We start from the raw sequence: 25,343 nt of genomic DNA, 5'->3' as shown, positions 1-25,343 counted from the left end.
GTAATGGTAACGAACCTGATAAAAAGCCAGGATTCGAACCCGGCTAGGCAGAGTTCCGCCTGCCTCCATACAAGTGTGCCTGTTGGCCCCGGCACGCTGGGGCTTGACGTCCGCTCTTCGCGCAACCAAAATTATTTTGTTGTCTTCCTCCCCTGGAGGGTGAAACCACTATTATAACAGCTCAGTGGTCCAGTTTTTTTCCTGGATGGTCTCCTCCAGCTCCCGCAGCTCCTTGGCCAGGCTGTCCACCTGCTTTTGCAGCTGGCGGACATTGACGGTGCTCTTAATCCTGATCTCGCTGGCGCTGTGCCGGTGGACCATGGCGCTGGCGTTGTTCAGAAAATTGCGCAGCCCGCCCAGCCTGCCTTTCAGGCAGTCCCGCCGGGCCAGAAGATCGGACAGGGCGGCCCCGTTCTCCGTCCTGGTGGAGTTGTTGGTCCGGTTAATGCGGGCAACCAGATCCTCCAGCCGGGCATAGTCCTCTTCCAGCTCCCGAAACAGCTCCATAGGGTCCTCGGCGGGCTGTTCTCCCTCCTGGACCAGGGCGTTGTTGTTCAGCCGGACCTCCAGCTGGCGGATTCTTGTTTGCAGCTCAGACCGCTGGGACAGGGCGTTGGCTAACTTCATAATCACAGCTCCTTTAAAATCTCCTGCCTCTTCTGCTGGTACTCCTGTTCAGTAATCAATCCGGCGGTTTTCAGGCTCTCCAGCTGTTCCATCCGCCGCTTGGCGTCCAGGGCGGTGGAGGGGATGTGGTCGTGGGTTTCCACAGCAGGCATTTCGGATATCTCCTCCTCCGTTTCGATCTGATAGGCACGGCCCATCAGGCCGTTTTTCCCAAGGGCAATCAGCGCTCCGTTGACGGCGAAGAATACCCCTGCCGCCAAAAAGAGAATCCCAATCAGCCCGGCTGACGGAATGATTACTGTCAGGGCAATGAGGGCAAATACTGTTCCAAAGACAGCATGAAATACCCCCATGCCCCGCATCATGGCTTTTCCCGCTCCGGTGGGCTTATATTGTACGGTATAGCGCTTTCGGTTCTTCATGGAATTTACCTCCCATCAGCGGGCGGCCAAAGACCGCCCCTACGGTCATTCCTCTGCCGGGGTCTCGCCCTCAGCCGGGGTTTCCTCCTCGGGCTGGACAGTTTCAGTGTCCTCCTCCCGGTCGGCCAGGGCCAGGGAGATTACCTTGTCCCCCTCCTCCTTGAAGCGCATGACAATTACGCCCTGGGTGGAGCGGCCGCACTGCTTGATGGTGTCCACATGGGTACGGATCAGAATGCCTGCCTGGGTAACCAGCAGCAGGTCTTCCGAGCCGTCCACTACCTTGATGCCCACAATAGGTCCCGTCTTCTCGGTAATCATATAGTTCTTGATGCCTACGCCGCCCCGGTTGGTGATACGGTACTCCTCCACGGGGGTGCGCTTGCCAAAGCCCTTTTCGGTGATGGACAGCACAGTTCTGCCCTCCAGGGCCCGAGCGGCGCCCACCACGTAGTCGCCATCCCGCAGGCGGATACCCCGGACACCCACAGCGTCCCGGCCCATGGGCCGTACGTCGTTCTCGTCAAAGCAGACAGCCATGCCGTCGTGGGTGGCGATGAGGATTTTCATTTCGCCGTCGGTCTCCCGGACGGATACCAGCTCATCCCCCTCGTCCAGGCGCAGGGCCCGGATGCCGTTGTTGCGCAGGTTTTTCAGGGTCTGCACCGGCAGGCGCTTTACCGTGCCCTGACGGGTGACCATAAACAGATACAGCTCCTTGTCGCCGGTCTCCCGGAAGTGGAGCATGGTCTGGATACGCTCCCCCTGTTCCACCTGGAGGATGTTGACAATGTTGGTACCCTTTGCGGTTTTGCCGCTTTCGGGAATCTGATAGCCCTTCTTGCGGTAGACCTTGCCGGTATCGGTAAAGAAGAGGATATAGTCATGGGTAGAGGCGGTGAACACATCCACCACATAGTCCTCCTCCCGGGTGGTGATACCCTTCTTGCCCATGCCCCCCTTGGACTGGGCGGTGTACTCGCTGGCGGGGGTGCGCTTGATGTAGCCCGCCTGGGTGAGGGTGAAGACGCATTGCTCCTCCTCAATCAGGTCCTCAATGTCGATCTCGTCCTCTACATCCTGAATCTCGGTGATCCGGTCGTCGCCATACTTGTCCCGGATGGCGATCAGCTCATCCTTCAGCACTCCCCGCAGCATCTCCTCAGAGGCCAGCAGCTGGTTAAAGTAGGCAATGCGCTCCTCCAGCTCCTTGTACTCCGCCTCCAGCTTCTCCCGGTTCAAACCCTGGAGGGAGATCAGCCGCATGTCACAGATGGCCTGGGCCTGGACGTCGTCCAGCTCAAAGCGCTCCATCAGCCGCTGCTTGCCGTTGTCGTAGCTGGTGCGCAGGATGTGGATAACCTCGTCAATATTATCCTGGGCAATGAGCAGGCCCTCCAACAGATGGGCTCGCTCCTGGGCCTTTTTCAGGTCGTATTTGGTGCGGCGGATGATGACCTGCTCCTGAAAGGCGATATACTCATCCAGAATATTCCGCAGCGACATCACTCGGGGCTGGAGCTTGCCGTTGATCTCCACCAAAGCCAGCATGATAACGGAGAAATTGGTCTGCATGGCGGTCTGCTTAAACAGCTTGTTCAGCACTACCTGGGCGTTGGCGTCCTTTTTCAGCTCAATGACAATGCGCATGCCGTTGCGGTCGGTCTCGTCCCGCAAATCGGAGATACCCTCCAGCCGCTTTTCTTTCACCTGTTCGGCAATATTTTTGATGAGCTGCCGTTTGTTTACCTGATAGGGAAGTTCGTTTACAACGATCCGGGTCCGGTCTTTGCCAAACTCCTCAAATTCCGTCCGGGCCCGCAGGACCATCTTGCCTCTGCCGGTGGCGTAGGCGGACCGGATGCCGCTGCGGCCCATGATAATGCCTCGGGTGGGGAAGTCGGGGCCCTTGATGTGCTCCATCAGGTCAGCCAGGTCGGCCTCCGGGTTTTCCAGCACGCAGACCACCGCGTTGATGACCTCCCGCAGGTTGTGGGGGGGAATGTTGGTAGCCATGCCCACGGCGATACCGCTGGAGCCGTTGACCAGCAGATTGGGGAAGCGGGAGGGGAGTACCTTGGGCTCCTTCCGGGTCTCATCAAAGTTGGGGTCCCAGTCCACGGTGTCCTTGTCAATGTCACGGAGCATCTCGTTAGACAACTTGGACATGCGGGCTTCGGTGTAACGGTAGGCCGCCGGGGGGTCGCCATCCACGCTGCCGAAGTTGCCGTGGCCGTCCACCAGCATGTACCGCATGGAGAAGTTCTGGGCCAGGCGGACCATAGCGTCGTAGACACTGGAGTCGCCGTGGGGGTGGTATTTACCCAAAACGTCACCCACGCAGGTGGCGGACTTTTTAAAGGGCTTGTCGGATGTCAACCCGCTTTCATACATGGTATACAAAATGCGGCGGTGAACCGGCTTCAGCCCGTCCCGCACGTCAGGCAGGGCCCGGCCCACGATCACGCTCATGGCGTAGTCCCGGTAGCTGTCCTGCATCTCCTTGACCAGCTCCGACTCGGTGATCACCTGATCCGGAAAGGCGATATCCTCCGGTTTATAATCTCGGTTGTGTGCCATAATTACCTCATTTCTTTCGGACCCTTAGAAGCTTTCTTTCAGCCAGTCCATGCCGGGGTAGGGCTCACAGGTGTGAGCGTACCACTCCACACATTTGGCCGCCAGCTCCCGGTCCTTCATGGTACATTTCAGGGGAAAAACGGACTGCCCGTCGCTGGGCTCAATGGGGGCCTCCTCATCGGAATCTAAAAGGTCCGGGTTGAAGCAGGCCCAGGCAATCTCTGCCTCCGCGTCCCAAACCTGCAAAAAGATCAGGTCAGGGGAGGACTCCAGCATGAGGTAACCCTCTTCGCCGTACTCGTCCGGCGTCAGCATCAGGCTGCGGCTTGCTCCGGTACGGATTTTTTCCACCATATCCCGGATACTGGCCGGAGAAATGTCATGAATCTCCTGACTGGGAAGCGCCCCCCAGCTGGCGCCCTGGATTTTGATTTCCTCCGGCATAGCCGGAACCGGACCCTTTTTGACGATTTCTTCCATAAAATCTTCCTTTCATCCGGGCCGCCGGGGCGGCCACTCGCGGGTCAAAGCGTCGTTAATTGGCTGCTCCGGGTAGAGGAGTGCCAAGGCCAGCGCTCCCCTGTGGACATTGTGCCACCTGGCATAGCCTTTGGAAAAGGTTTTATAGTCCGGTATGGCCAACCGGCCAAACTCCTCCTCACTGAGGACACGGGCCGCAAGCTGGTACAGCCCGTGGGCGGGGAGGAAGGGCTCCTTTTCCCAGTAAACATCCACCCGAGTGACCGCCTGACACACGGTTTGGAGCTGTTTCCCAGCTTCTTTCACGTCCCGACGGTACAGGGCCAGCAGGTAAGCGACCACCGCCCGGTCCCACTGAGACTTTTTGCTGGCCGCGAATTTTTCCCCTGCGGGAACAGCAAACTCCAGCAGAGCCTGGTCCTGATACCATAGTCCCGCCAGCAGAGGGGCTCCCACCCGATAGAGAGGATATACCTTTTTTGGGACCTTCTTCTCCATTCCAGCAGGGAAAATCCACTCCATCAGCCCATCATCTCCCACCGCAATGGCGGTCAGAGCCTGGAAAAAGTACCAGAACTCCTCATCTGGGTTGAGGCGCAGCCCCAACGTCCGCAGCCGGACACTTTGAAATCCTACGCGGTTCAAGCCCTGCCAATCCTCTGCGTCCAAGCTGCGTTTTATCATCTGTTCCGCTGGAAAACAGGTTACTGCCGTTTCCAGCACCGTCCAGACACACAGCGGATTCTCCGGGTTCCAGCCGGGCTGCTCACACAGACAGCGTGCTGTCACTTCCTCCAGGTAAGCGCCGCAGAGGTCAGTCTCCATCCTCTGGTGCAGGTGCTGAATGAACGCTTCGGAATACAGCTCCTTCCTCTTGGCGGCGCTGTCAATTTTGTCCATATGTCTTTCCCCTTAAAAGTCCAGATTGGACACGTACTGGGCGTTCTTTACAATCCAGTCCTTCCGGGGCTCCACCTCCTCGCCCATGAGGACGGTGAAGATTTGGTCGGCGGCCACTGCGTCATCCAGGGTGATGCGGCGCAGGGTGCGCTTCTCCGGGTCCATAGTGGTCTCCCAAAGCTCATGGGGGTCCATCTCGCCCAGGCCTTTGAAGCGGTTGATTTCCACCTTTACGTTGGGGTTGTCCCCCCGCATTTCGGCGGAGATAGCGTCCCGTTCCTCGTCGGAGTAGGCCACCCGCTGCTGCTTGCCCCGGGTCAGCTTGTACAGGGGGGGCACGGCGGAGTAGACATAGCCCCTTTCAATCAGCGGACGCATATAGCGGAAGAAGAAGGTCAACAATAGGGTACGGATGTGAGCGCCGTCCACGTCGGCATCCGCCATGATGATAATCTTGTGATAGCGCAGCTTATCGATATTGAATTCCTCACCAATACCCGCCCCCAGGCCCAGCACCAGGGGGTACAGCTTGTCGTTGCCGTAAATTTTGTCCGCCCGTGCCTTTTCCACATTGAGCATCTTGCCCCACATGGACAAAATGGCCTGAAACCGGCTGTCCCGGCCCTGGATGGCGGAGCCGGCAGCGGAGTCACCCTCCACAATATAAATTTCGCACAGGGCGGGGTCCCGCTCGTTGCAGTCCTGGAGCTTGTCGGGCATCTGCCCCGACTCCAGCACCGACTTGCGGCGCACCGACTCCCTTGCCTTTCGGGCAGCCTCCCGGGCCCGGCTGGCCATAAGGGCCTTTTCCAGAATGGCCTTGCCCACTCCGGGGTTCTCCTCCAGGTAGATCTCCAACTTCTCCGACACCACGGCGTTGACCAAGGTGCGCATCTCACTGTTGCCCAGCTTGGTCTTGGTTTGGCCCTCAAACTGGGCCTCAGTGAGCTTGACCGAGATAACCACCGAAAGGCCCTCCCGGCAGTCCTCGCCGGACACCTTCTCGTCCTCTTTGAGCAGCTTGATCTTCTTGCCATAGGCGTTGAGCACGTTGGTCAGCGCCCGGCGAAAGCCCTCCTCATGCATACCGCCTTCGGCGGTGTGGACGTTGTTGGCGAAGGAGGCCATAATTTCCTGATAGCCGTCGTTATACTGCATGGCTATCTCGGCCATGGAGTCCTCCCTGGCCCCGGCCATGTAGATGATGTCTGGGTGGACCGGCGCCTTATTCTGGTTGATGAAAGCAATAAACTCCCGAATGCCCCCCTCATAGCACATGTCGTCCTCCTGCTCCTGTCCAGGGCGGAGGTCCACCGTCTGGATACGCAGACCGGCGTTGAGGAAGGCCTCCTCCCGCATACGGGTGTGGAGGGTGTCGTAGTTATACTCCAGGGTCTCGAACATCTCCGGGTCGGGCTTGAAGGTGACGGTGGTGCCGGTGTGGTCGGTTTTGCCCACCACCTTCATCTCCTGGGTGATCTTGCCCCGGGAAAATTTCATCTCGTAAATTTCCCCGTTTTTGTGGACCTGGACCTCCAGCCACTCGGACATGGCGTTGACCACCGACGCGCCCACGCCGTGGAGTCCGCCGGACACCTTGTACCCGCCTCCGCCAAACTTGCCGCCGGCGTGAAGAATGGTGAAGACCACCTCCAGGGCGGGCTTGCCTGTCTGGGGCTGGATGTCCACAGGGATGCCCCGGCCGTTGTCGGTGACGGTGATGGTGTTGCCCGGGTTGATGGTAACGGTGATATCGGTGCAGTGGCCGGCCAGGGCCTCGTCAATGGAGTTGTCCACAATTTCATACACCAGGTGGTGCAGGCCGGACTCCGACGTGGAGCCGATATACATGCCCGGGCGCTTGCGTACCGCCTCCAGGCCCTCCAGGACCTGGATTTCTGACCCGCCGTACTCGTGGTTGGTTTGGGTGGTGTTCAGTTCGTTCTGCTTTTCTTCAGACATAGCTTACCTCCGCGATGTGTTTTCCTTATCTCTCAGTTCGGATCAGTCCAACTCTTCGTCCTCCAGATCCTCAGTCTCGTGGAGCTCGTCTCCGCCGTCACCGCCCACCAGCTCGGTGGCCCGCATGCGGCGCTTGTCCTTGGCCGCCTCCACGTTTTTATGGATCAGCTCCTTGACCTGCCTGGGATGCTTTACATTTTTCAGATCCAGGTGGGGGATACTCTTGTCCGAAGAGACAACGCACACCGTCCCCACACCGAAAATGCGCTGGCCTAAGGTCATGGTCAGCTGCAAATCCCGCACCCGGTACAGCAGGACCTCGTCGGATTTCAGGTTGAGCAGACCGGTCTCACAAAACAGCCGGTCCTTACTCAGGCTGTATCTTGTAAAGGAAAGGGGCAGCCCCAAATGGCGCTTGCGGTCTTTCCACAGATATTCAATGGATTCCATATTGCAACCTCCTTGTTCCTGAAGCCTCCCTTTGCGAAGGGGGCCTTTGGTATGCTCTCTGTCAACTTTTTATTCCAAGCCACCCCGTTCTGCCCGTCCGGACAGGGTGGAGGAGGAGAGGGGGGAGATGTAGACCACCGGCTCTCCCCACCGGCTGTCCGCCAGGATGAAGGACCGGGGCAGGTCGTCGGTGAGCCAGATGGCCCGGCCCTCCGCCTCCGCCCGCTCCAGGAACTCCCGGGTTTTATACGCCCAGCTGGCGTTGTCTAAATCAAATATACCCAAAATATCCCGGTCGGGGATGACTACTGCTTGACCCAGGTGCAGATACATAACGGCCCTTACGCTTTCTTTCGGGCAAAGGCCATTCCAGCCAGATATCCGATCAGGATACAAACAAAAGCAATTACAGTAATGTAAACCTTGGGCCCATGTTCATAGATAACCCAGTGAAATGACGCTCCCATTTTGATCCAATGGCTTACATTCAACGCCAAATACGTCACGATTAGCAGTTCCAAACAGAGCATGGGAAGAAGACATTTTATCTTATTCTTTTTATTTTCCACAGCAACAAATCCAGAGGCAAATGCGACAGAGCCAAAAAAGAATACAGCCAAAATCCAAAAATACCAATAATTTATTAAATCCTCTCTCAGTAAATTCATTTTATACCAACTTCCCATTTTGAATATGAAACGCCTTGCCGCCCTCCAGGCCCTCCAGTTTTTCCTCCTCGCAGCAGGTGATGAACACCTGTCCGCCCCGGATGCGGTTGAGCACAAAGGACTGCCGCCTGGGGTCCAGTTCAGAGAGGACGTCGTCCAGCAGGAGGACGGGCCACTCGCCGGTGTCCTCCTGAAAAATCTCCCGCTGGGCCAGCTTGAGGGACAGGGCCGCCGTCCGGGTCTGGCCCTGGGAGGCGTAGGTTTTGGCAGACTGTCCGCCGATAGAAACGGCCAAATCATCCTTGTGGGGCCCGGACAGGCATTGCCTGGAATCGATCTCCGCCTGGCGGTGGCTCTCCTGGTGTTCCAGCAGCTGTGGGAGCAGCTCCTTGGGCGGACGCTGAGGGTCGGTCACAGTGGACACCGTCTCATAGCTCAGCTCCAACCCCTCCCGGCCTCCGGAAAACTCACCGTGAATGGCGGGGGCGCACTCCCGCAGCCGCTTGATGAAGTGGGCCCGGTAATGGATGATGATGGCCCCGGTTTGGGCCATACGCAGGTTAAAGTCGTCCAGCGTCTGGAGCAGGGAGGGGTTTTCCGGCCAATCCCGGAGGATGCGGGTCTTGTGGTCGTAGAGCCGGTTGTATTCCCCCAGAGCCTGGGCGTACCGGGGCCGCAGCTGGCAGATGGCCCCGTCCAGGAATTTTCGCCGCTCCGCCGCTCCCGCCCTGATCAGGGACAGGTCCTCCGGACAGAACAGCACCGTATTCAATATCCCTGCCAGCTCCCCGGTGGTTTTCAGCTTTACCCCATTGGAGAACAGCTGCCGGCCCCGGCCCCGAAACAGTTTGGCCTCCAGGGTAAAGTTACGGTCCCGGCTGAACACTCCGCCCTTGATAAACGCGGAATTTACATCCAGCATAATCATCTCCCGGTCATACCGGGCTCGGTGGGATCGGGCGGCGGACAGATAGGCGATTGCCTCCAGCAGATTGGTCTTTCCCTGGGCGTTGTCGCCATAGATCAGGTTGACCCTGGAATCAAATTCAGCCTCCAGATGGGTGTAATTGCGGAAAAAGTCCAGCTCCAGCCCTGTGACAATCATGTGACCACAAGCTCCGTCTCGCCGTCGATCACGGCCTTATCTCCGGGGCGCAGCTTCTTCCCCCGCATGGCGCAGGGCTCTCCGTTAACGTCCACCCGGCCCTCCTGGATAATCAGCTTGGCGTCTCCGCCAGTCTCCACAGCCCCGGCAAACTTCAACAGGTCCTGGAGCTTGATAAATTCGGTGTATATCTCGATCTCGTGTGATTCCATATAGTAATATTTACCTTTCTTAATACAAGGACAAATCGCACATAAACTTCCAATAGGTCATTCGCTTTCTCAGCGCGTCCGGGTCCAACGCTTTGAGACAGCTACGGAACGAACCATAAAGCCGTTTGTCATTCCGAAAAATATAGTCCAATTCATTTTTCTTTGGATTTATTTCCAGATAATCCAACACATTTTTTGCGAATTCCGGATAAAAAGCTTGCCAATAAGCCATAGAAAGCAGAAATTGCTCCAAGCTGCTGTTGATGAATGTAAACTCATCTTCACTGTAGTAGTGAATCCATTTCCACACAGTCCCGGTTTTCAACTCCACCACAACCGGAACAGAATCTTCAATTTTGTCCCATTGGTCGGTTTGGTCCGGTTTATTAAGGTTTGTTGTAATGCAAGTGCGTCCTAAAGAGCGGTACTCCCCAATGACAAGATACTTCTTTCGTTTTACCGTTTCAATCCTCAGACAGCTGACCCAAAATATGATACCTGGATAGGTACTCTTCTCGTTCTCCCTCTCCTCACTGGGACTACGGTGGTCCAAAAATCGGTCCGGCAGACCCACTTGCATCAAAAAATCCTTGATATTCTGGGGAATCTCCAAATGTTTCAGCTGATATTCTTCATAGCGCCCCAGTTTTGGGTCGGCCAGAAACTTCAGGTCGGGTTCCAAGCCGGTCTCCGCCGCCTGGGCCTGCTGGTAAAGCTGGAGCAGCGGGGGATATTTCATCCAGTTTGGTATTTTTTCCTGTTGTTCCACGTGAAACCTCCGTCAGTTGGCCTTCAGCCGCACGGGCAGGACCATGTAGACAAAGTTCTCCTCCCCCTCGGCGGGCAGGATGACGCAGGGGGCCACCCCGGAGGTAAACTCCATGCGCAGCTTGCCAGCGGGGGCGGCTTTGAGGGCGTCCATCAGGTATTTATTGTTAAAGCCGATCTCCAGCCCGCCGCCGTCGCCGGCGATGGGGCACTGGTCGGCGGCGTCGCCAATGGCGGTTTTGGTGGTGATATCCACCATGCCGTCCCCAAAAACGCAGCGTAGGGGGGACTTGAGCTTCTCGCTGATAATCAGGGACACACGTTCAATGGAGGACAGCAGGGCCCGGGCCTCCACCTCCACCTTAATGGAATTGTTCCGGGGAATGGCGTTGCGGTAGGCCAGGAAATCCCCCTCCAGCCGGCGGCACACCAAAACGGTCTCCCCAGTCTGGAACATGATGTGCCGGGCGCCCTGGGTGACGGTGACCGTCTCCTCCCCGGAGCAGATCTTTTCCACCTCACCCAGCGCCGAGCCGGGGACTACAAAGGAAAAGCTGTTTGCGCCCTGTTTCTCCTCCACCGCCTCATGGCGCAGGGCCAGACGGTAGCCGTCTACCGAGACAATGGTCAGACCCTTTTCGTCTACCTCAAACAGGGAACCGGTGTGAATAGGCCGGCTCTCGTTATCGCTTACGGCAAAGAGGGTCTGGGCAATCATAGACCGCAGCACAGGCTGTCCCAGAGTAAGGGAGTTCTGCTGGTCCACGTTGGGCAGCTCGGGGAATTCCTCCGGGTCGGTGCCCAGAATGTTGAATTCGCTGAGGCCGCATTTGATATTTACCGTGTAGTCCTGGGAGGTGAAGACCACCACGTCGTCGGGCATTTTCCGGACAATCTCCCCAAACAGCCGGGCGGACAGCACCAGAGAGCCCCCCTCCACAATCTCGGCGGGAACGGTAGCCTGGATGCCGGTTTCCAGGTTGTAGCCGGTAAGGCGCAGGGTGTTTCCCGCTTCAATGAGGATGCCCTCCATAGCGGGAATGGAGCTCTTGGCCGCCACCGCTCTGGAGGTAATGGATACAGCTGCGGACAGCAGGGCTTTTTCACAGGAGAATTTCATAGACGGTTCCTCCAATCTCTTTTTCTCTCCGGAATAGGGAGGAGAGGATTTATTTTAGTAACAGTAGTCAGTAGGCGAAAAAAATGTGGAAAGCCGGCTCAAAGCCATGGCGCTCTAAGGGAGGAGCTTCCACAGGGGATGTGGGGAAAATCGCCGGCTTTCCACATGCCCTTCTTTTTTCCACAGTTATCCACTCACATTCCACATTTTAGTGTGGAAAATTGGGGGTGGGTTACTCGTACCGGCTGTTGATGTTGGTGGTGATATCCTTGATGATTTCCGCCTTTTCCGGGTCGGTCTTGGCCAGGTCCTCGATCCGGTTCAGGGCGTTGAGGACGGTGCTGTGGTCCCGGCCGCCGAATTCCGTGCCGATCTCCTTTAGAGACAGATTGGTCATGCGGCGGATCTGATACATGGCGATCTGGCGGGCCAGAGAGATGTCCTTGGAACGGCCCTGTCCCCGGAGGAGGGAGGGCTCCAGGTTGTAGAACTTGCAGACCTCCTCAATGATGACGTCGGCGGTGGGCAGAATGTCGGATTTCTCCTTAAAGATGTCCTTTACCGCCCGGATGACAGTGTTTTTATCCACCTTGTCCCCGTTCAGGTCCTGGTAGGCCATGATCTTGTTGACGGTGCCTTCAATCTGCCGCACGTTGGCGGTGATAGTCTCGGCAATAAGCTGGATAATGTAGTCGGGCAGTTCCATCCCCATGCGGATGGCTTTGTTTTTTATGATGGCCGTTCTGGTCTCATAGTCGGGGGGGATGATGTCGGCCAGCAGGCCCCACTCGAATCGGGTTTTCAGCCGGTCCTCCAGCCGCAGCATCTCCTTGGGGGGCCGGTCAGAGGTAAAGACGATCTGTTTTTTCAGCTCGTACAGGGTGTTGAAGGTGTGGAACATCTCCTCCTGGGTGGAGTCCCGGCCGGCAATAAACTGCACATCATCCATGAGAAAGACGTCCGCTCCCCGGTATTTCTCCCGAAATTCCTGGTTCCGGCCCTCCCGGATGGCGGAGATCAGCTCGTTGGTAAAGGCGTCCCCTTTGATGTAGATGACCTTGTAGTCGGGGTGATTTTCGTGGATGGTGTGGGCAATGGCGTAGAGCAGGTGGGTCTTGCCCAGGCCGGACTCGCCGTAGATGAACAGGGGATTGTAGCTCAGGCCGGGGTTTTCCGCCACCTTCCGGGCGGCGGCGTGGGCAAATTTGTTGGAGGAGCCCACCACAAACCGGTCAAAGATGTACTCCTCGGTGCCCGGGAGGAAGGAGGAGGGCTTTGCTTTTTTCTCCTGGAGGCTGTCCAGCTCACCCTCGGTGAGGACTGTCACCTGAAAGTCGGCGGAAAACAGTTCGTGAAGGGCGCTCTGGATTGGGACAAGGTAGCGAGCGGCGATAATGTCCCGCTTGAACCGGGTTGGACTGTACAAAACAAAGCGGGTTTCCTCCAGGGCGACGGCCTGCGTATCGTCAAACCAGGTGTTCAGAGTGGTGGCGGTCATTTCCGCCGACATAAGAGTTTTCACCTTTTCCCAGATTTCAGCGGCGGGATTCATGGCGCTCCTCCTTTTTATTCATTCAAAGCGCCCTCCCCGCAGGGGGCGGGGAAGGCGGCAGTCAAAACACGAGATTACGTGATTTTCCACTCTTTATATTATACCAAAAAACGGGGCAGACAGCAAGGTTTTTCCACATTTTTTATTTAAAATGTGTTCTCCAGGTCCCGCAGAGCTTGTATGTGGAGAAAAATAGGACTACAAGATGTGGACCTGCGAAGAAAAAAGTGAAAAAAATATCCCCGGGGAGAGAAAAAAGATGGTTGACAGAGCCGGCGTTTATCCGCTATAATGATGGACGTATCTTTTGGAACAAGGGCCTTTTTGCCCGTTTCCGCGCCGTCCGGTCAGGGCGGCCAAGACAGCAGACCGCAGCCTGTAACAGGGCTGTTGTTGGGCCGGGAGAGCCGGCTTGAAATCTAAACTGAGGAGGTGTCCCCCATGCTTCGTACCTATCAGCCCAAAAAGCGTCAGCGCTCCAAAGAGCACGGCTTCCGCAAGCGTATGGCCACCCGCAATGGCCGCAAGGTGCTCTCACGCCGCCGCGCCAAGGGCCGCGCCCGTTTGACCCACTGAGGCAGGTGGGGCGGTCGGGCCGCCCGTTTCTGACCAGTGAGAGAGGATCGGACCTGGAACAACAGTTTAGATAGCGCACAAACCAGGGGCGTGGGAGCAATTCCTCCGCCCTATCTGTGCATATGGAGGAAACCATGAAGTATACCATCCCGCTAAAACAAAATCATGAGTTCCGCCGGCTGTACAGCAAGGGGAAAAGCGCTGTCTCGCCCTATTTTGTCATCTACTGCCGCAGAACCGGCCGGGCGGTAAACCGGCTGGGCATTACCACCGGCGTAAAGCTGGGCAACGCGGTAAAGCGCAACCGGGCCCGCCGCCGCATCCGGGAGCTGTACCGCACCCATGAGCAAAAGGTGAGCGCCGGCTATGACATTGTCATTGTGGCCCGCACCCGGGTGATTTTTGGCCGGTACAGCGAGCTGGAGCGCAGCTTTTATCAGCAGATGAAAAAATTGGGCCTTATCAGTTCAAAGGGGGACAAGCCCCAATGAAAGCCCTGTTCCTGGCCCTGATCCGATTCTACCGGCGCGCCATCTCACCCCTGCGCCCCCCTTGCTGCCGCTTTATCCCCACCTGTTCGGAGTACGCTCTGGAGGCGGTGGAAAAATACGGCGCGGTAAAGGGGGGCTGGCTGGCCCTGCGCAGAATCGCGAAGTGCCACCCCTTCCACAGGCAGAAGTCCGTTGAGTATGACCCCGTTCCCTAGGGCTCTGCCGCAATTTGATATGCGGAGGTAAATTTAGTGGGTATTATTTTACAACCCTTTGCCTGGCTGCTGCTGTTTTTTTATAATTTGTTCAACAGCTATGGCATCGCCCTAATTTTGTTTGGCATTGTAATTAAGCTGGTGCTTTTCCCAGTTACGTTGAAGAGCAAAAAGAGCATGATTCAAACCACCATGCTCTCCGGAAAGATGCAGCAGCTGCAAAAGCAGTATGGCAAGGACAAGGAGCGCTACAATATAGAGCTTCAAAAGCTCTATGAGAAGGAAAAGGTCAACCCCATGGGGGGCTGTGTCTGGTCCCTGATCCCTATGGTGGTGCTGATTGCTCTGTTTGGTATTATTCGTCAGCCTTTGACCTACTTCATGGGTCTGACTGCCGATCAGATTCAGATGCTGGCCACTCAGGTCAACTGGTCTGAGATAGCGGTAACCAACGGCTGGGTAACCGCCGCCGCCATGGAGAAGGCGGAAAACCTGTTTCAGGAGGTGGGCTATAACCAGCTGTACCTGGTGTCTCTGATCAGGCCGGAGAATCTGGAGGCACTGAAGGCCGCCGTGGGTGCAGACAGCCTCTTTGTAATGAACTTCCAGTTTCTGGGGATTGATCTGTCGCTGATTCCCACCTGGCGGTTCTGGACCGGCGGTATGAAATGGAGCTCCATTGGCCTGTTTATTCTGCCTATCATCTCGGTAGCGGTGTCCTTCCTGTCTATGAAGGTGTCTATGGCCACCAACCAGATGAACAAGCAGACGGAAAACAAGCAGATGGATTCCACCAACAGGATGATGATGTGGATGATGCCGCTGATGTCTTTGTGGATTGGCTTCACCGTCCCGGCCGGCCTGTCTATTTACTGGATCACCCAGTATTTTATCACCATGATTCAAGAGGTTATCTGCGGCAGGATGCTGAAAAAGGACTATGAGGCTGCCCGGGAGGCCGCCGCCAAGCGGGAGGCCGAGGAGAAGGAAGAGGAGAAGCGCCGCAAGGAGGAGGCCCGTCTGGAGCGTCAGCGCCGGATTGAGGAGGAGAAAAAGAACCGGGGCAAGAAAAAGCCCCAGAAGAAGGATACAGAGCCCGATCAGGAGGGCGTCAACCGGGAGGACAGCCGGGAGGGCATCCGGGCCTATGCCCGGGGCCGCGCCTATATTCCCAACCGGTACGGAGGTGTGACCCCCTATACCGATCCCAACCAGCTCTTCCGGGCCGTTGAAGCTGCCGGAGCCGGCAAGAAGGACAAAAAGAAGGGTAAATCGGAAAAAACCGAAGAGGGGAGAGACCCCTTCCAGGCCGGCGCCATCCAGATTCCGGAGAGTAAGCCCGCTGAGCCGCCAGCTCCGCAGGAGACCAAACCCGCCCCCATTGAGGCCCCCGCTGAGACTGAGGAGGTTGAAGTGGAGGTTGAGGAGATTGAGGTTGAGATTGACGAGGATGAAAATAAGGAGGGCTAAGTGATGTTGAAATGGATTGAAACCACCGGGCGCTCCGAGGAGGACGCCATTACCGCCGCTTTGTTCCAGCTGGGTCTGGAGCGGGACGACGTGTCTGTTGAAGTGATTGAGCGTGCCAAATCCGGTTTTTTGGGTTTTGGCAGCAATCCGGCCAAGGTCCGGGTGAGTTATAACGAGATGGACGGCAAGCCCTGTTCCATCAGTGACATGCCTCTGCTGGAGGAGGAACCCCCCAAGGCTGTGCCGGTGTCCCAGGTGAAAAAGGCGGCTGCTGTTGTTGAGGAGACCATCCTCCCGGCGGCCAGCCTATCTGCAAAGAAGGAGGCCCCCAAGCCCGCTGCCAAGGCGGAAGCCCCTGCCGCCCCTGCGGCTGAGGAGACTATTTTATCCGCCAAGCCGGGTATGACCCCGCCCAAGCCCCGCCAGCCCAAGGCGGAGCGGCGGGAGCGTCCCCGCCGGGACAGCAGGCTTCAGGTGGGGGATGAGGTGCTGATTGGCAGTACCCCCGCCCCTGCGCCCCGTGAGCCTGTCACTCTGGAACCCGTCAGCCCTGACGACGAGAAGGCCAACCAGATTCGAACCTTTCTCACCGGTCTGCTGGGCCACCTCCAGGTGGAGGCAGCTCCTGATATCTTCATTACCAGCGAGGGCAACTATAAAGTTGTGCTCCAGGGCAAGGATCTGGGCGCCATTATTGGCCGCCGGGGCGAAACTCTGGACGCCATCCAGCAGCTGACCAGCTATACCGTCAACCGGGGTCAGGCCAAGCGGGTGCGTATCCATGTGGACGCCGAGGGCTACCGGGCCAAGCGGGAGGAGTCCCTCCAGCGGCTGGCCGTCAAGGTGGCGGGCAAGGTGGTCAAGTACCGCCGGAATATGACTTTGGAGCCCATGAATGCCTATGAGCGCCATGTAATTCATACCGCGCTCCAGGATTATAAAGGTGTTACCACCTATTCCACCGGCGTGGAGCCCAACCGCCGTACCGTGGTGGCTTACGCCCCCCATCAGAGATAAGTTTTAGGCGGAAGGGTATCCCTTCCGCCTTTTTTGGAGGAAAACAGTATGCCTACCCCCCTTTACAACGCGCTGAAAGATTACGCTGCAAAGAATCCCGTACGCTATCATATGCCGGGGCACAAGGGAAAATTCCTTCCCCTTCCGGAGCTGATGGGTCTGGCCCCGCTGGACGTCACTGAGCTGCCCTCTACTGGAAACCTGTACACCGCTGGAGCGCCCTTTGACGAGGCTCAGCGGCTGTGGGCAGACCTGTTTGGCTTTGAGAACTGCCAATTTTTAACCGGCGGCTCCACCATGGGTATTCACACCGGGCTGGCTCTGTGCGCGCGGCCTGGGAGTCGGGTGCTGATGGACCGGAACTGTCACCGGGCCGCTTTTAACGCTCTGGCTCTGCTGGACCTGGAGCCGGTCTATCTGGAGCGGCCCTGGCTGGCCGAAGAAAATTTGATTGGCCCGGTTTCTCCGGAAGATGTGGGAAAAATGCTGGACCAGAATCCAGATATCAAGATGGTCTGTATTACTTCTCCTACTTATGCCGGAGTGTTGTCAGATATTGGAGCGATTTCCCGTATTGTTCATGCCCATGGTGGAAAACTTTTTGTGGACGGTGCTCATGGGGCGCACCTGACTTTCCTGGGGGAGATGACCTGCTATTGTGAGGCGGACGCGGTGGTGGTCAGCGCTCACAAGACCCTCCCTGCTATGGGGCAATCAGCTCTGCTGTTTGTCAACTGGATGGAGTTGGACAAAGTGAGGCAGATGGCCTCAGTGTATGGCAGTTCCAGCCCGTCCTACCCCATGATGGCCAGCCTGGACGCGGCCCGTCAGTGGCTGGTGGACGGGGGAGCGTTGGACTATCTGCGCACAGCCGCCCGTGTGGCCCGGCTCCGGGAGCGGTTTCCCGCCCTGAAAGGTGGGACTTTGAAATTGGACCCCTGCCGCTTTACCCTCAAGGTGAAGGACGGCCCAGCCTTTACAAAGCAGCTGGAGGAGCGGGGGGTCTATCCAGAGATGGAGGACGGCGGCCATGTGGTGTTTATCTGCACCGCCCAGGACAGCGACGGGGACTTTGACAATTTGGAGCAGGTGCTGGAGGAGCTTTGCAGTCAAATGGGGGACTGCCTGCCCATCCCGGCGCCGCCTGTGCCAAAACAGGTCATTTCTCCCAGGCAGGCCCTTTTTGCGCCCAGCCGAATGCGGTCTTTGAAGGATTGTGAGGGGGAAATTGCCGCCTCACAAATTGCGCCTTATCCTCCTGGCGTGCCGGTTTTGGCCCCTGGAGAGCAAATCACAAAAAAAGAGCTGGCCTATTTGCGGGAAATAGGGTATAATATGCTGTCAGAAGTGAGAACAGTGAGCGGAGGATTCGTATGAAGCTTTCAGCCCTCCGGGGAAATGAGAGAGTAAAGGAACAGCTTTCCCAGCAGGAGAGGAGCAGGGGATTGTCTCATGCCTATATTATCTCGGGGCACGAAGGGGCGGGGAAGCATGTTCTGGCTCAACTGCTGGCGGCTGGGATGCTGTGTGTTTCCCAAGGGGAAAGGCCCTGCGGACAGTGCCCTCACTGCTTGAAGGTGATGAAGGGCATCCATCCCGACGTGTCCACTGTTACCGGTCCGATGGAGGGGAAGCCTATCTCGGTGGATCAGGTGCGGGCTCTGCGCTCCGACGCCTATGTCCGCCCCAACGAGGGGGAGCGGAAGGTCTATCTTCTGGAGGAGGCGGATCTGATGAACGCCTCCGCTCAAAACGCCATGCTCAAGCTGCTGGAGGAGGGACCGCCCTATGCCGCCTTTCTGCTTATGGCGGACAACGCCGGGGGACTGCTCCAAACGGTGCGCTCCCGATGTGAGGAGCTGGCTCTGATTCCGGCGGGCGGGGCGGATGAAGCGGAAGGCAGTGCTGAGCGGTTGTCTCTGATAAAGGGGCTGGCCGGCGCCCTGGAACGAGGCGGAGAGCTGGAGCTGTTGGAGGCGGCTATGTCCTTGGACAGCAAAGGCAGCCGTGAGGAGCTGTTTGCGCTGCTGGATGATCTGGAGGTTGAGCTGGGCGCCCGGGCGGCCCGGGGCGGCAACCGCCGCCGGCTGCTGAAGGCCGCAGAGCTGCTGCGGGAGCTGAGGGGCGCGGCACGGCTGAATGTCAACGTGGGACAGCTGTCCGGCTGGCTGTGCGCAGGGATGTTTGAAAATTTGTGAATACAGGACTTAATATATTGAGGAGAAAATACCTATGGTAGAGATCATCAGCATCCGCTTTAAGAACGGCGGAAAGGAATACTACTTCAACCCCAACGGACTCCAGTTCCAGGTGGGGGACGGTGTGATTGTGGAAACCACCCGGGGGACGGAATTTGCCCAGTGCGTCCGGAGCAACAATATGATCGACGAGATTGAACTTACCGCTCCCCTGCGCCCTGTGGTGCGCAAGGCCACCCCAGAGGACGCCCGTCTGCTGGAGAAGAACAAGGAGCGGGAGAAGAGCGCCTTTTCCGTCTGTCAGCAGAAGATTGCGGAGCACGGTCTGGATATGAAGCTGGTTAGCGCTGAGTACAGCTTTGACGGCAGTAAGATTTTGTTCTTTTTCACCTCTGAGGGCCGGGTGGACTTCCGTGCCCTGGTGAAGGACCTGGCCGGGGCGCTGCACACCCGTATTGAACTGCGGCAGATCGGTGTCCGGGATGAGGCCAAGATGCTGGGTGGCCTGGGTATCTGCGGAAAACCCTTCTGCTGCTCTCAGTTTTTGGATGAGTTCCAGCCGGTATCCATTAAGATGGCTAAGACGCAGAATTTGTCCCTTAACCCCACTAAAATTTCCGGTACCTGCGGCAGGCTGATGTGCTGTCTGAAATATGAGCAGGAGGCCTATGAGGACCTGGTAAAAAGGGCCCCCAAACAGGATTCCTTTGTGGAGACGCCCGACGGGGCGGGGACGGTGTCCAGCATCAATCTGCTGCGCCAGACCGCCCAGGTCAGGCTGGAGTCTGACCCGGAGAGCCCCAAGACCTATCACAACTGTGAGTTGTGCGTGATCCGAAGCGGCAAGGGCAAGCGGCCTGAGGGCTATGTGGAGCCTCCTCTGGAGGAGTTGGCCAAGCTGCGCCGCCAGGATGAGGACGCCCCCGCCCCTGTGACGGAGGAGGCCTCCTTGGCCGCCGCTATTGAGGCGGCTTTCCCCAGCCGGGAGCGGGAGGAGCCTGTGTCCCATGGGGACAGGCCCAACCGTCGGGGCCGGGGCCGCCGCCCCAAGGGGGAGGGGGGCGAACAGCACCGGGAAGAGCAGCGTCAGCCCCCTGAGGGAGCGGCGGAGCAGCGCCCGGACAGTCCGCCCAGCAACCGCCGCCGCCGCCGCCGTCCCAAAGGGGGCGGGGGAAAGCCCTCCTCTCCCCAGCAATAAAGAACAGAAGAGGCCCGGTCGTGTGAATACGTCCGGGCTTCTGTACCTGTGAAAAGGAAGTGAGCAGATGGCTGGTTTTTGGAATGCGGTTTCGGCCTGTGTGGTGCTGCTGATGCTGATGTCGGTGGGCTATTTTATGGGTGTTTGGGGTTGGATGACCTCAGCGGAAAAGAAGTTCATCAGTAAGTTTATTGTCAATATCGCCGTGCCCTGCAACTGTCTGGTGGGACTGCTAAATAATCTGGACCGGAGCAGTCTGTTTCAGGCAGGAGGAATGGTGCTGGCCGGAGTGTTGGCGGTGGTGGCAAATCTGCTGATCTCAGCGCTTGTGGCTGTTTTGCTCCGCCTGCCCCGGGCGCGCTGGGGCGTGTTTGTGGCAATGGCTGGACTGTCCAATACCATCTTTATTGGGATACCTGTGTGTACACAGCTGTTTGGTGAGGCCAGCATGCCTTACATTATGCTCTATTATTTGGGACATACCACGTTTCTCCAGTCGGTGGGCATTATGCTGGTGGAACGGGCCGGAACCAAGCCGGGAGGAAAGAATGGCCCTGTTAAGTTTTTGAAGGATATGTTTACAAAGCCCCCTATTTTGGCGGTGATTGGTTCTATTCTGCTGCTGGTGCTGGGCCTGCGGCCCCCTGAGCCGGTGATGCGGTTTGCCAACTATATCAGCGGGTCGGTGTCACCCCTGGCCTTGATTTACTGTGGATTTATCGTCTATGAGGTGGGGCTGAAAAACCTGAAATTCCTGCGGGGACTGCCCACTATGCTGGTAATGCGCCTGCTGCTGTCTCCAGTGATCTGTCTGGCCTGCTGTTCCCTGCTGGGGATGGAAGGACTTCCCCTTCAGGTCTTTGTGGTGGAGAGTGCCCTGCCTGTGGTCAGCCAGGTGACAGTGATGGCCGGAGCCTACGGCGCTGACGAGGAGTACGCCGCAACTGGCTCCTGCCTCTCAATTTTAGGAAGCTTCATCTCTATCCCCGTTTTAATGTTGATTTTAGGCTGAAAACCCCTGAAAAAGCCTCCCTCTTTGAGGGAGGTGGCACGGCGAAGCCGTGACGGAGGGAGTTTTGAGCAAAGAGAGAATTATGTCAAACTTCAAAAATGCTGACATTGGCTATGCAGGGGCGGCCAAAGGCCGCCCCTGCATATGGCAGAAAATCTGATGATTGCAATAAGTGTTAACTCCCTCAGTCACCGTCTGCGGCGGCGGCAGCTCCCTCAGAGAGGGACCCTGAAGGGCGAATAGAATAAGCCCGCCGCATTCTTGCGGCGGGTTCATTTTTTGGGATATGGCGTTAATACATTGGTTCGCCCCAGCAGATAATCTACACTGGTGTGGTAGTAGTCGGCTAAAATTTCCAGAGAAGCGTGGGGAATTCCAAGTGTTCCTGATTCGTAACGGGAGTAGGTGGCTTGGGAGACATTGAGCAGTGCCGCAATTTCAGCTTGGGTAAAGTCATGGTCTTCCCGCAGATCACGGATTCTCAATGCCATAAACTCACCCCCCTTGGTGAGCATAGTATATGCAGATTTTGCATATTAATTTTTATGCGAAATCCGTATATACTGAGTGGGAGGTGATAGTATGAGCATCAGAAAACAGGTGCGATGCGCAGCAGTGAACTGATGAAGCTGCCCCATGATCCTTCTGACCCTAATGAGGACATTTGGCAGTTAAGCCTGGAGATACGCACTCTGCGGGAGCAGATGGAAGAAATTGAAGAGGGTTTTCACAGAGCGATCAGTGAGCAGATATGTATATTGGAGGGACTGCTGAGCTGGTACGACAGCTTGCTGTATCAGTCCTGTGATCTGTACTGCAAGCGGGAGAGAAGGGAAAATAATTCCCCGGAAGGCTGACAGTCCTTCCGGGGAATTATTTATGAAATCAATCCCAGGTCGTATTTCCAGCCTAAAACCCGGGCGGCGGCCTGGTCCACCCGACTTTGGGAGAGAGTTCCATCCTTCAGGGCAGCCAGCACCTGGGGGATCTGGATCTGAAAGTCGGTGGTGATCACCATGTCGCATCCCGCCGCCAGGGCCAGCACGGCGGGGGACTGTTTCTCCTTTTTGGCGTACTGGGTGATAGCCTTCATGGCCAGGTCGTCGGTGAGGGCGGGCCCCTCAAAGCCCAGTTCCTCCCGGAGAATCTGGTATACTGCGGGGGACAGGGAGGCGGGTCGGTGCGGGTCCATGCAGATCACGGTGTTGTGGGAGACCAGCACAGCGGTGGTGCCGTCGCTGACCTCAATTCCGGCCTGGAAGGGGAGAAAGTCACTGGTGCGGAAGGTCTCAATGGGGCGTTCGTCCACAGCGGACCCGGTGTGGGTGTCGGCATTGTCCCCATAGCCTGGAAAGTGCTTCATTACGGTGCCGATACTGATTTGAGCGCCATTGCTGCCCTGGATTACAGACCGGACGTACTCCGCAGTGGCGGCGGCGTCCTTACCCAAGGTTCGATTATAGATGAAGCTTTTAGGATCGGTGGATACATCGCACACAGGCGCAAAGTTGACGTTGATGCCATATAGGCGCAGATTGTTGTTTTTATCCCAGATATCCCGGGCGAAAACGTCATACTCGGTCTGCTGGTGGCTGTCCAGCCACTGGGGGGACTTGCAGGGCTCCTCAAACAGGTTGGGATTCCGGCTGGCCCGGACCACCGTGCCTCCCTCCTCGTCCACGCCGATAAGCATGGGGATAGAGGCCGCCTCCTGATAGCTTTGGATGGTTTCTGTGAGCTGTTCTGCCGTCAGCCAGTTTTCCTCGGAGTCCTTAAAGTCCCTTCCAAAGAGAAGATACCCGCCCAAGTGGTATTCCGCCGCCAGGGGAGCGCCGTTTCTTTCAGGACAGCGGGCAAAGAAGAGCTGGCCTACCTTTTCCTCCTCCGTCATGGAGGACAACAGAGTTTCAATGGCCTCCTGCCGGGGATCGGGCTCAGGCTCAGGCTGGGGAAGCTCCACAGGGGCAAAGACCGTCTGGTCCTCCTCAGGAGGGGAGGGGGGAGGTTCGCTGGTATCCACCGGGGCGGACACAGAGGAGCAGCCCGCCAGCAGAAAAATTGTTAAGGCAAGAAAAATAAATTGTTTCATAGCGGTCTCCATTAAAAGCCGCCCCGCCTTGGGCGGGGCGGTCCTATTTTACTCCTCTTCCGTTTTGGTGACAGCAATGTTCAGCTCGTCCAGCTGACTTTGCTCCACAGTGGAGGGCGCGCCCATCATCAGGTCCTGGGCGTTTTTGTTCATGGGGAAGGGGATTACTTCCCGAATGGACTCCTCACCGGACAGCAGCATGACCATCCGGTCCACGCCGGGGGCGATTCCGGCGTGAGGGGGAGCGCCGTAGGTAAAGGCGTTGTACATGGCGGGGAATTTTTTCCGGACGTCATCCTCTTCCAGACCTACCATCCAGAAGGCCTTAATCATAATTTCCGGGTTGTGGTTGCGCACCGCTCCGGAGGACAACTCCACACCGTTACACACCAGGTCGTACTGGTCGGCGGTGATGGACAGGGGATCAATTTCGCCCTTGATGGCCCTTTGAATGGTTTCCAGTCCGCCGGAGGGCATGGAGAAGGGGTTGTGGCAGAATTCCAGTTCGCCGGATTCCTCGCCAATCTCGTACATAGGGAAGTCCACAATCCAGCAGAACTCGTACCGCTCCTTGTTGAAGTGGTTGGGGCAGAAAGCGCCCAGCATCTTCAGCAGTACACCGGCGGTTTTCTGGGCGGCCAGCTTGCCCCCGGCGGTGAGGCCTACAAAACAGCCCTTTTTCAAGCCCATAGTCTCCACCACCTGGTCCTTGATGGGCTGGACAAACTTGGCGATACCGCCTACAATCTCGCCCTTCTCGTCATAACGGAACCAATAGGCCTTGTTTCCGGACTGTACCTCCACGTCGGCGCACAGTTTGTCAATCTGCTTCCGGGTGCCCTCAAAATCGGAGACCACAACCGCCTTTACCGTCTGGTTCTCAAAGGGACCAAAGCCGCAGCTGGCCAGCAGCTGGGTGGCGTCGTCTACTACCAGGTCGATACGCAGGTCGGGCTTGTCGGAGCCGTATTTCTCCATGGCCTCCAAATAGGGAATGCGGGTAAAGGGGGCGGCGGAGGCGGTGTTGTATTTGCCGTACTTGGCGAAGATGGGGGGGAGGACATCCTCCAGCACGGCGAACACGTCCTCCTGGCTGGCGAAGGCCATCTCCATGTCCAGCTGGTAGAACTCACCGGGGGAGCGATCACCCCGGGCGTCCTCGTCCCGGAAGCAGGGGGCGATCTGGAAGTACTTGTCAAAGCCGGAGGCCATCAGCAGCTGCTTGAACTGCTGGGGAGCCTGAGGCAGGGCGTAGAACTTGCCAGGGTGCTTGCGGGAGGGGACCAGATAGTCCCGGGCCCCCTCGGGGGAGGAGGCGGTTAAAATCGGGGTGGTAATCTCCAAAAAGCCATGGTCTGTCATGGCGGCCCGCAGGGCGGACACCACCTGGCACCGCAGGACAATATTCTGCTTGACCTCGGGGTTGCGCAGGTCCAGATAGCGGTACTTGAGCCGGGCGGACTCGTCCGCCTCCCGGCTGCGGGTGATGGGGAAGGGGAGCTCGTTGTGTTGGCAGCGGCCCAAAACTTCGATCCTGGCGGGGACCACCTCAATGTCGCCGGTGGGCTGTTTGGGGTTTTTGCTGTCCCGCTCCCGGACCGCGCCGGTGACCTGAATCACGGTCTCCTTGTTCAGTTCCTTGACGGTCTGGATGGCGTCCTCTATCTCCAGCACAACCTGGGTGGTGCCATAAAAGTCCCGCAGGACCAGGAAAGCCAAGTTCTGACTGACCTCCCGCAGATTTTCCATCCAGCCCGCCAGGGTCACTTCCTGGCCAACCTGCTCCATGCGCAGCTCGCCGCAGGTGTGGGTGCGGTAAAAGGTGGTTGTTTCACCCATAAAATCAACTCCTATTTGTATTATTGATTTGATATATTACTAATCGCATAAAGATTTCAGCGTTTCTTGAAGCTTGTCCGGGTTGGAGGGGGTGTAGCCCTGCCACTGATTCTCTTCCTTCCCGGAGGCCCACAGATGCTTGCCGTCCCAATAGGCGATATAAAAGGAAGAACAGCCGCTGACCTCACGGACTGCGATTCCGTTTTTGCCGGGCTTCAGGAAAGGAAGAGCCCGGGTGTACCTCTGAGCGCGCAGGGCGTTTAACACGGCCCGCCCCGGTGCGGCCTGCTCCGCTGTAACGGGGAAGTCGCTCATGCCGGGATAATCGCCCTCGTGGAGAATGCCGATGGTGTGGGCTGCCATGTCTGGTATCCTGCAGCCAGAGTTCTTGA

General features: G+C 57.4%; 28 protein-coding genes. 10 read left to right on the top strand and 18 right to left on the bottom strand.

Going from position 1 to position 25,343, the window contains the following annotated elements:
* Nucleotides 1-171 precede the first annotated feature (171 nt).
* From NFS22_RS16100 to dnaA, 14 genes are all read right to left on the bottom strand, one after another.
* Nucleotides 172-627 (bottom strand): DIP1984 family protein, encoded by a 456-nt coding sequence (locus NFS22_RS16100; protein ID WP_251318723.1) that lies wholly within the window; start codon nucleotides 625-627, stop codon nucleotides 172-174.
* Between the two features lie 2 nt (nucleotides 628-629).
* Nucleotides 630-1,049 carry an SHOCT domain-containing protein gene (locus NFS22_RS16095; protein ID WP_251318722.1) on the bottom strand — a complete coding sequence of 140 codons (420 nt, stop codon included), beginning with the start codon at nucleotides 1,047-1,049 and terminating at the stop codon, nucleotides 630-632.
* 45 nt (nucleotides 1,050-1,094) lie between these two features.
* Nucleotides 1,095-3,629: a DNA gyrase subunit A gene (gene gyrA, locus NFS22_RS16090; protein WP_277614834.1), complete on the bottom strand. Its 2,535-nt coding sequence runs from the start codon at nucleotides 3,627-3,629 to the stop codon at nucleotides 1,095-1,097.
* A 24-nt stretch (nucleotides 3,630-3,653) separates the two neighbouring features.
* The gene (locus NFS22_RS16085; protein WP_251318721.1) at nucleotides 3,654-4,109 is read right to left on the bottom strand and encodes a hypothetical protein; all 456 of its coding nucleotides are present in this window, start codon (nucleotides 4,107-4,109) and stop codon (nucleotides 3,654-3,656) included.
* A 12-nt stretch (nucleotides 4,110-4,121) separates the two neighbouring features.
* Nucleotides 4,122-5,009 carry a hypothetical protein gene (locus NFS22_RS16080; RefSeq protein WP_251318720.1) on the bottom strand — a complete coding sequence of 296 codons (888 nt, stop codon included), beginning with the start codon at nucleotides 5,007-5,009 and terminating at the stop codon, nucleotides 4,122-4,124.
* 12 nt (nucleotides 5,010-5,021) lie between these two features.
* The gene (gyrB, locus tag NFS22_RS16075; RefSeq protein WP_251318719.1) at nucleotides 5,022-6,971 is read right to left on the bottom strand and encodes a DNA topoisomerase (ATP-hydrolyzing) subunit B; all 1,950 of its coding nucleotides are present in this window, start codon (nucleotides 6,969-6,971) and stop codon (nucleotides 5,022-5,024) included.
* A 42-nt stretch (nucleotides 6,972-7,013) separates the two neighbouring features.
* The gene (locus tag NFS22_RS16070) at nucleotides 7,014-7,421 is read right to left on the bottom strand and encodes a PH domain-containing protein (protein ID WP_251318718.1); all 408 of its coding nucleotides are present in this window, start codon (nucleotides 7,419-7,421) and stop codon (nucleotides 7,014-7,016) included.
* Between the two features lie 69 nt (nucleotides 7,422-7,490).
* Nucleotides 7,491-7,754 carry an extracellular matrix regulator RemB gene (gene remB / locus NFS22_RS16065; RefSeq protein WP_251318717.1) on the bottom strand — a complete coding sequence of 88 codons (264 nt, stop codon included), beginning with the start codon at nucleotides 7,752-7,754 and terminating at the stop codon, nucleotides 7,491-7,493.
* Nucleotides 7,755-7,762: 8 nt separating this feature from the next.
* Entirely contained in the window at nucleotides 7,763-8,089 is a 327-nt protein-coding gene (locus tag NFS22_RS16060; RefSeq protein ID WP_251318716.1) for a hypothetical protein, read from the bottom strand.
* A gap of 1 nt (nucleotide 8,090) precedes the next feature.
* Entirely contained in the window at nucleotides 8,091-9,194 is a 1,104-nt protein-coding gene (gene recF, locus NFS22_RS16055; protein WP_251318715.1) for a DNA replication/repair protein RecF, read from the bottom strand.
* Entirely contained in the window at nucleotides 9,191-9,406 is a 216-nt protein-coding gene (locus NFS22_RS16050; protein WP_251318714.1) for an RNA-binding S4 domain-containing protein, read from the bottom strand. Before NFS22_RS16050 ends, recF begins: the two co-directional genes overlap by 4 nt.
* Nucleotides 9,407-9,425: 19 nt before the next feature.
* Nucleotides 9,426-10,175 carry an SUKH-4 family immunity protein gene (locus tag NFS22_RS16045; protein ID WP_251318713.1) on the bottom strand — a complete coding sequence of 250 codons (750 nt, stop codon included), beginning with the start codon at nucleotides 10,173-10,175 and terminating at the stop codon, nucleotides 9,426-9,428.
* A 12-nt stretch (nucleotides 10,176-10,187) separates the two neighbouring features.
* Complete coding sequence (gene dnaN, locus NFS22_RS16040) at nucleotides 10,188-11,294, bottom strand: DNA polymerase III subunit beta (protein ID WP_251318712.1); 1,107 nt, start codon at nucleotides 11,292-11,294, stop codon at nucleotides 10,188-10,190.
* A 232-nt stretch (nucleotides 11,295-11,526) separates the two neighbouring features.
* Nucleotides 11,527-12,846, bottom strand: coding sequence for a chromosomal replication initiator protein DnaA (dnaA, locus tag NFS22_RS16035; protein ID WP_251318711.1), 1,320 nt, complete (start codon nucleotides 12,844-12,846; stop codon nucleotides 11,527-11,529).
* A 441-nt stretch (nucleotides 12,847-13,287) separates the two neighbouring features.
* On the opposite strand from dnaA, the gene rpmH reads away from it, so the two are divergent.
* From rpmH to NFS22_RS15990, 9 genes are all read left to right on the top strand, one after another.
* Entirely contained in the window at nucleotides 13,288-13,422 is a 135-nt protein-coding gene (gene rpmH / locus NFS22_RS16030; RefSeq protein ID WP_251318710.1) for a 50S ribosomal protein L34, read from the top strand.
* Nucleotides 13,423-13,556: 134 nt separating this feature from the next.
* Nucleotides 13,557-13,913, top strand: coding sequence for a ribonuclease P protein component (rnpA, locus tag NFS22_RS16025; protein ID WP_251318709.1), 357 nt, complete (start codon nucleotides 13,557-13,559; stop codon nucleotides 13,911-13,913).
* Nucleotides 13,910-14,128 carry a membrane protein insertion efficiency factor YidD gene (gene yidD / locus NFS22_RS16020; protein ID WP_251318708.1) on the top strand — a complete coding sequence of 73 codons (219 nt, stop codon included), beginning with the start codon at nucleotides 13,910-13,912 and terminating at the stop codon, nucleotides 14,126-14,128. Before rnpA ends, yidD begins: the two co-directional genes overlap by 4 nt.
* A 36-nt stretch (nucleotides 14,129-14,164) precedes the next feature.
* Nucleotides 14,165-15,598, top strand: a complete 1,434-nt coding sequence (locus NFS22_RS16015) for a YidC/Oxa1 family membrane protein insertase (RefSeq protein ID WP_251318707.1) — start codon at nucleotides 14,165-14,167, stop codon at nucleotides 15,596-15,598.
* 3 nt (nucleotides 15,599-15,601) lie between these two features.
* Nucleotides 15,602-16,615: an RNA-binding cell elongation regulator Jag/EloR gene (gene jag / locus NFS22_RS16010; RefSeq protein ID WP_251318706.1), complete on the top strand. Its 1,014-nt coding sequence runs from the start codon at nucleotides 15,602-15,604 to the stop codon at nucleotides 16,613-16,615.
* A 48-nt stretch (nucleotides 16,616-16,663) separates the two neighbouring features.
* Nucleotides 16,664-17,992 carry an aminotransferase class I/II-fold pyridoxal phosphate-dependent enzyme gene (locus tag NFS22_RS16005; protein WP_251318705.1) on the top strand — a complete coding sequence of 443 codons (1,329 nt, stop codon included), beginning with the start codon at nucleotides 16,664-16,666 and terminating at the stop codon, nucleotides 17,990-17,992.
* Entirely contained in the window at nucleotides 17,989-18,813 is an 825-nt protein-coding gene (locus NFS22_RS16000) for a DNA polymerase III subunit (protein WP_251318704.1), read from the top strand. Before NFS22_RS16005 ends, NFS22_RS16000 begins: the two co-directional genes overlap by 4 nt.
* A 34-nt stretch (nucleotides 18,814-18,847) precedes the next feature.
* A complete protein-coding gene (locus tag NFS22_RS23760) occupies nucleotides 18,848-20,011 on the top strand; it encodes a PSP1 domain-containing protein (RefSeq protein ID WP_277614828.1) in 1,164 nt (387 codons plus the stop codon).
* Nucleotides 20,012-20,078: 67 nt separating this feature from the next.
* A complete protein-coding gene (locus NFS22_RS15990) occupies nucleotides 20,079-21,023 on the top strand; it encodes an AEC family transporter (protein ID WP_251318703.1) in 945 nt (314 codons plus the stop codon).
* A 272-nt stretch (nucleotides 21,024-21,295) separates the two neighbouring features.
* On the opposite strand, the gene NFS22_RS15985 is transcribed toward NFS22_RS15990, so the two are convergent.
* Complete coding sequence (locus NFS22_RS15985) at nucleotides 21,296-21,514, bottom strand: helix-turn-helix domain-containing protein (protein ID WP_251318702.1); 219 nt, start codon at nucleotides 21,512-21,514, stop codon at nucleotides 21,296-21,298.
* Nucleotides 21,515-21,628: 114 nt separating this feature from the next.
* On the opposite strand from NFS22_RS15985, the gene NFS22_RS15980 reads away from it, so the two are divergent.
* Nucleotides 21,629-21,880, top strand: coding sequence for a hypothetical protein (locus NFS22_RS15980; RefSeq protein WP_251318701.1), 252 nt, complete (start codon nucleotides 21,629-21,631; stop codon nucleotides 21,878-21,880).
* A 20-nt stretch (nucleotides 21,881-21,900) separates the two neighbouring features.
* On the opposite strand, the gene NFS22_RS15975 is transcribed toward NFS22_RS15980, so the two are convergent.
* The 3 genes from NFS22_RS15975 to NFS22_RS15965 are packed head-to-tail and all read right to left on the bottom strand — an operon-like array spanning nucleotide 21,901 to nucleotide 25,314.
* Nucleotides 21,901-23,112: a glycoside hydrolase family 3 protein gene (locus NFS22_RS15975; RefSeq protein WP_251318700.1), complete on the bottom strand. Its 1,212-nt coding sequence runs from the start codon at nucleotides 23,110-23,112 to the stop codon at nucleotides 21,901-21,903.
* Between the two features lie 48 nt (nucleotides 23,113-23,160).
* A complete protein-coding gene (aspS, locus tag NFS22_RS15970; RefSeq protein WP_251318699.1) occupies nucleotides 23,161-24,951 on the bottom strand; it encodes an aspartate--tRNA ligase in 1,791 nt (596 codons plus the stop codon).
* 39 nt (nucleotides 24,952-24,990) lie between these two features.
* Entirely contained in the window at nucleotides 24,991-25,314 is a 324-nt protein-coding gene (locus NFS22_RS15965) for a hypothetical protein (RefSeq protein ID WP_251318698.1), read from the bottom strand.
* Nucleotides 25,315-25,343: the final 29 nt, after the last annotated feature.

Origin of the sequence: Flintibacter muris (genome assembly GCF_943192995.1) — a bacterium.
Lineage (GTDB): Bacteria > Bacillota > Clostridia > Oscillospirales > Oscillospiraceae > Lawsonibacter > Lawsonibacter muris.
The sequence above is the reverse complement of the archived record's forward strand: the minus strand, read 5'-3'. Positions and strand labels throughout refer to the sequence as shown.

Excerpts from the sequence above, each read along its gene's own strand:
- remB (WP_251318717.1), bottom strand. The coding sequence starts at position 7,754 with ATGTATCTGCACCTGGGTCAAGCAGTAGTCATCCCCGACCGGGATATT.
- jag (WP_251318706.1), top strand. The coding sequence starts at position 15,602 with ATGTTGAAATGGATTGAAACCACCGGGCGCTCCGAGGAGGACGCCATT.
- NFS22_RS23760 (WP_277614828.1), top strand. The coding sequence starts at position 18,848 with ATGGTAGAGATCATCAGCATCCGCTTTAAGAACGGCGGAAAGGAATAC.
- NFS22_RS16005 (WP_251318705.1), top strand. The coding sequence starts at position 16,664 with ATGCCTACCCCCCTTTACAACGCGCTGAAAGATTACGCTGCAAAGAAT.
- NFS22_RS16095 (WP_251318722.1), bottom strand. The coding sequence starts at position 1,049 with ATGAAGAACCGAAAGCGCTATACCGTACAATATAAGCCCACCGGAGCG.
- rnpA (WP_251318709.1), top strand. The coding sequence starts at position 13,557 with ATGAAGTATACCATCCCGCTAAAACAAAATCATGAGTTCCGCCGGCTG.
- NFS22_RS16060 (WP_251318716.1), bottom strand. The coding sequence starts at position 8,089 with ATGAATTTACTGAGAGAGGATTTAATAAATTATTGGTATTTTTGGATT.
- NFS22_RS16070 (WP_251318718.1), bottom strand. The coding sequence starts at position 7,421 with ATGGAATCCATTGAATATCTGTGGAAAGACCGCAAGCGCCATTTGGGG.
- NFS22_RS15965 (WP_251318698.1), bottom strand. The coding sequence starts at position 25,314 with ATGGCAGCCCACACCATCGGCATTCTCCACGAGGGCGATTATCCCGGC.
- NFS22_RS15990 (WP_251318703.1), top strand. The coding sequence starts at position 20,079 with ATGGCTGGTTTTTGGAATGCGGTTTCGGCCTGTGTGGTGCTGCTGATG.
- NFS22_RS16100 (WP_251318723.1), bottom strand. The coding sequence starts at position 627 with ATGAAGTTAGCCAACGCCCTGTCCCAGCGGTCTGAGCTGCAAACAAGA.
- NFS22_RS15985 (WP_251318702.1), bottom strand. The coding sequence starts at position 21,514 with ATGGCATTGAGAATCCGTGATCTGCGGGAAGACCATGACTTTACCCAA.
- dnaN (WP_251318712.1), bottom strand. The coding sequence starts at position 11,294 with ATGAAATTCTCCTGTGAAAAAGCCCTGCTGTCCGCAGCTGTATCCATT.
- aspS (WP_251318699.1), bottom strand. The coding sequence starts at position 24,951 with ATGGGTGAAACAACCACCTTTTACCGCACCCACACCTGCGGCGAGCTG.
- NFS22_RS16050 (WP_251318714.1), bottom strand. The coding sequence starts at position 9,406 with ATGGAATCACACGAGATCGAGATATACACCGAATTTATCAAGCTCCAG.
- yidD (WP_251318708.1), top strand. The coding sequence starts at position 13,910 with ATGAAAGCCCTGTTCCTGGCCCTGATCCGATTCTACCGGCGCGCCATC.
- NFS22_RS15980 (WP_251318701.1), top strand. The coding sequence starts at position 21,629 with ATGCGCAGCAGTGAACTGATGAAGCTGCCCCATGATCCTTCTGACCCT.
- gyrA (WP_277614834.1), bottom strand. The coding sequence starts at position 3,629 with ATGGCACACAACCGAGATTATAAACCGGAGGATATCGCCTTTCCGGAT.
- gyrB (WP_251318719.1), bottom strand. The coding sequence starts at position 6,971 with ATGTCTGAAGAAAAGCAGAACGAACTGAACACCACCCAAACCAACCAC.
- dnaA (WP_251318711.1), bottom strand. The coding sequence starts at position 12,846 with ATGAATCCCGCCGCTGAAATCTGGGAAAAGGTGAAAACTCTTATGTCG.
- NFS22_RS15975 (WP_251318700.1), bottom strand. The coding sequence starts at position 23,112 with ATGAAACAATTTATTTTTCTTGCCTTAACAATTTTTCTGCTGGCGGGC.
- NFS22_RS16080 (WP_251318720.1), bottom strand. The coding sequence starts at position 5,009 with ATGGACAAAATTGACAGCGCCGCCAAGAGGAAGGAGCTGTATTCCGAA.
- rpmH (WP_251318710.1), top strand. The coding sequence starts at position 13,288 with ATGCTTCGTACCTATCAGCCCAAAAAGCGTCAGCGCTCCAAAGAGCAC.
- NFS22_RS16085 (WP_251318721.1), bottom strand. The coding sequence starts at position 4,109 with ATGGAAGAAATCGTCAAAAAGGGTCCGGTTCCGGCTATGCCGGAGGAA.
- NFS22_RS16000 (WP_251318704.1), top strand. The coding sequence starts at position 17,989 with ATGAAGCTTTCAGCCCTCCGGGGAAATGAGAGAGTAAAGGAACAGCTT.
- recF (WP_251318715.1), bottom strand. The coding sequence starts at position 9,194 with ATGATTGTCACAGGGCTGGAGCTGGACTTTTTCCGCAATTACACCCAT.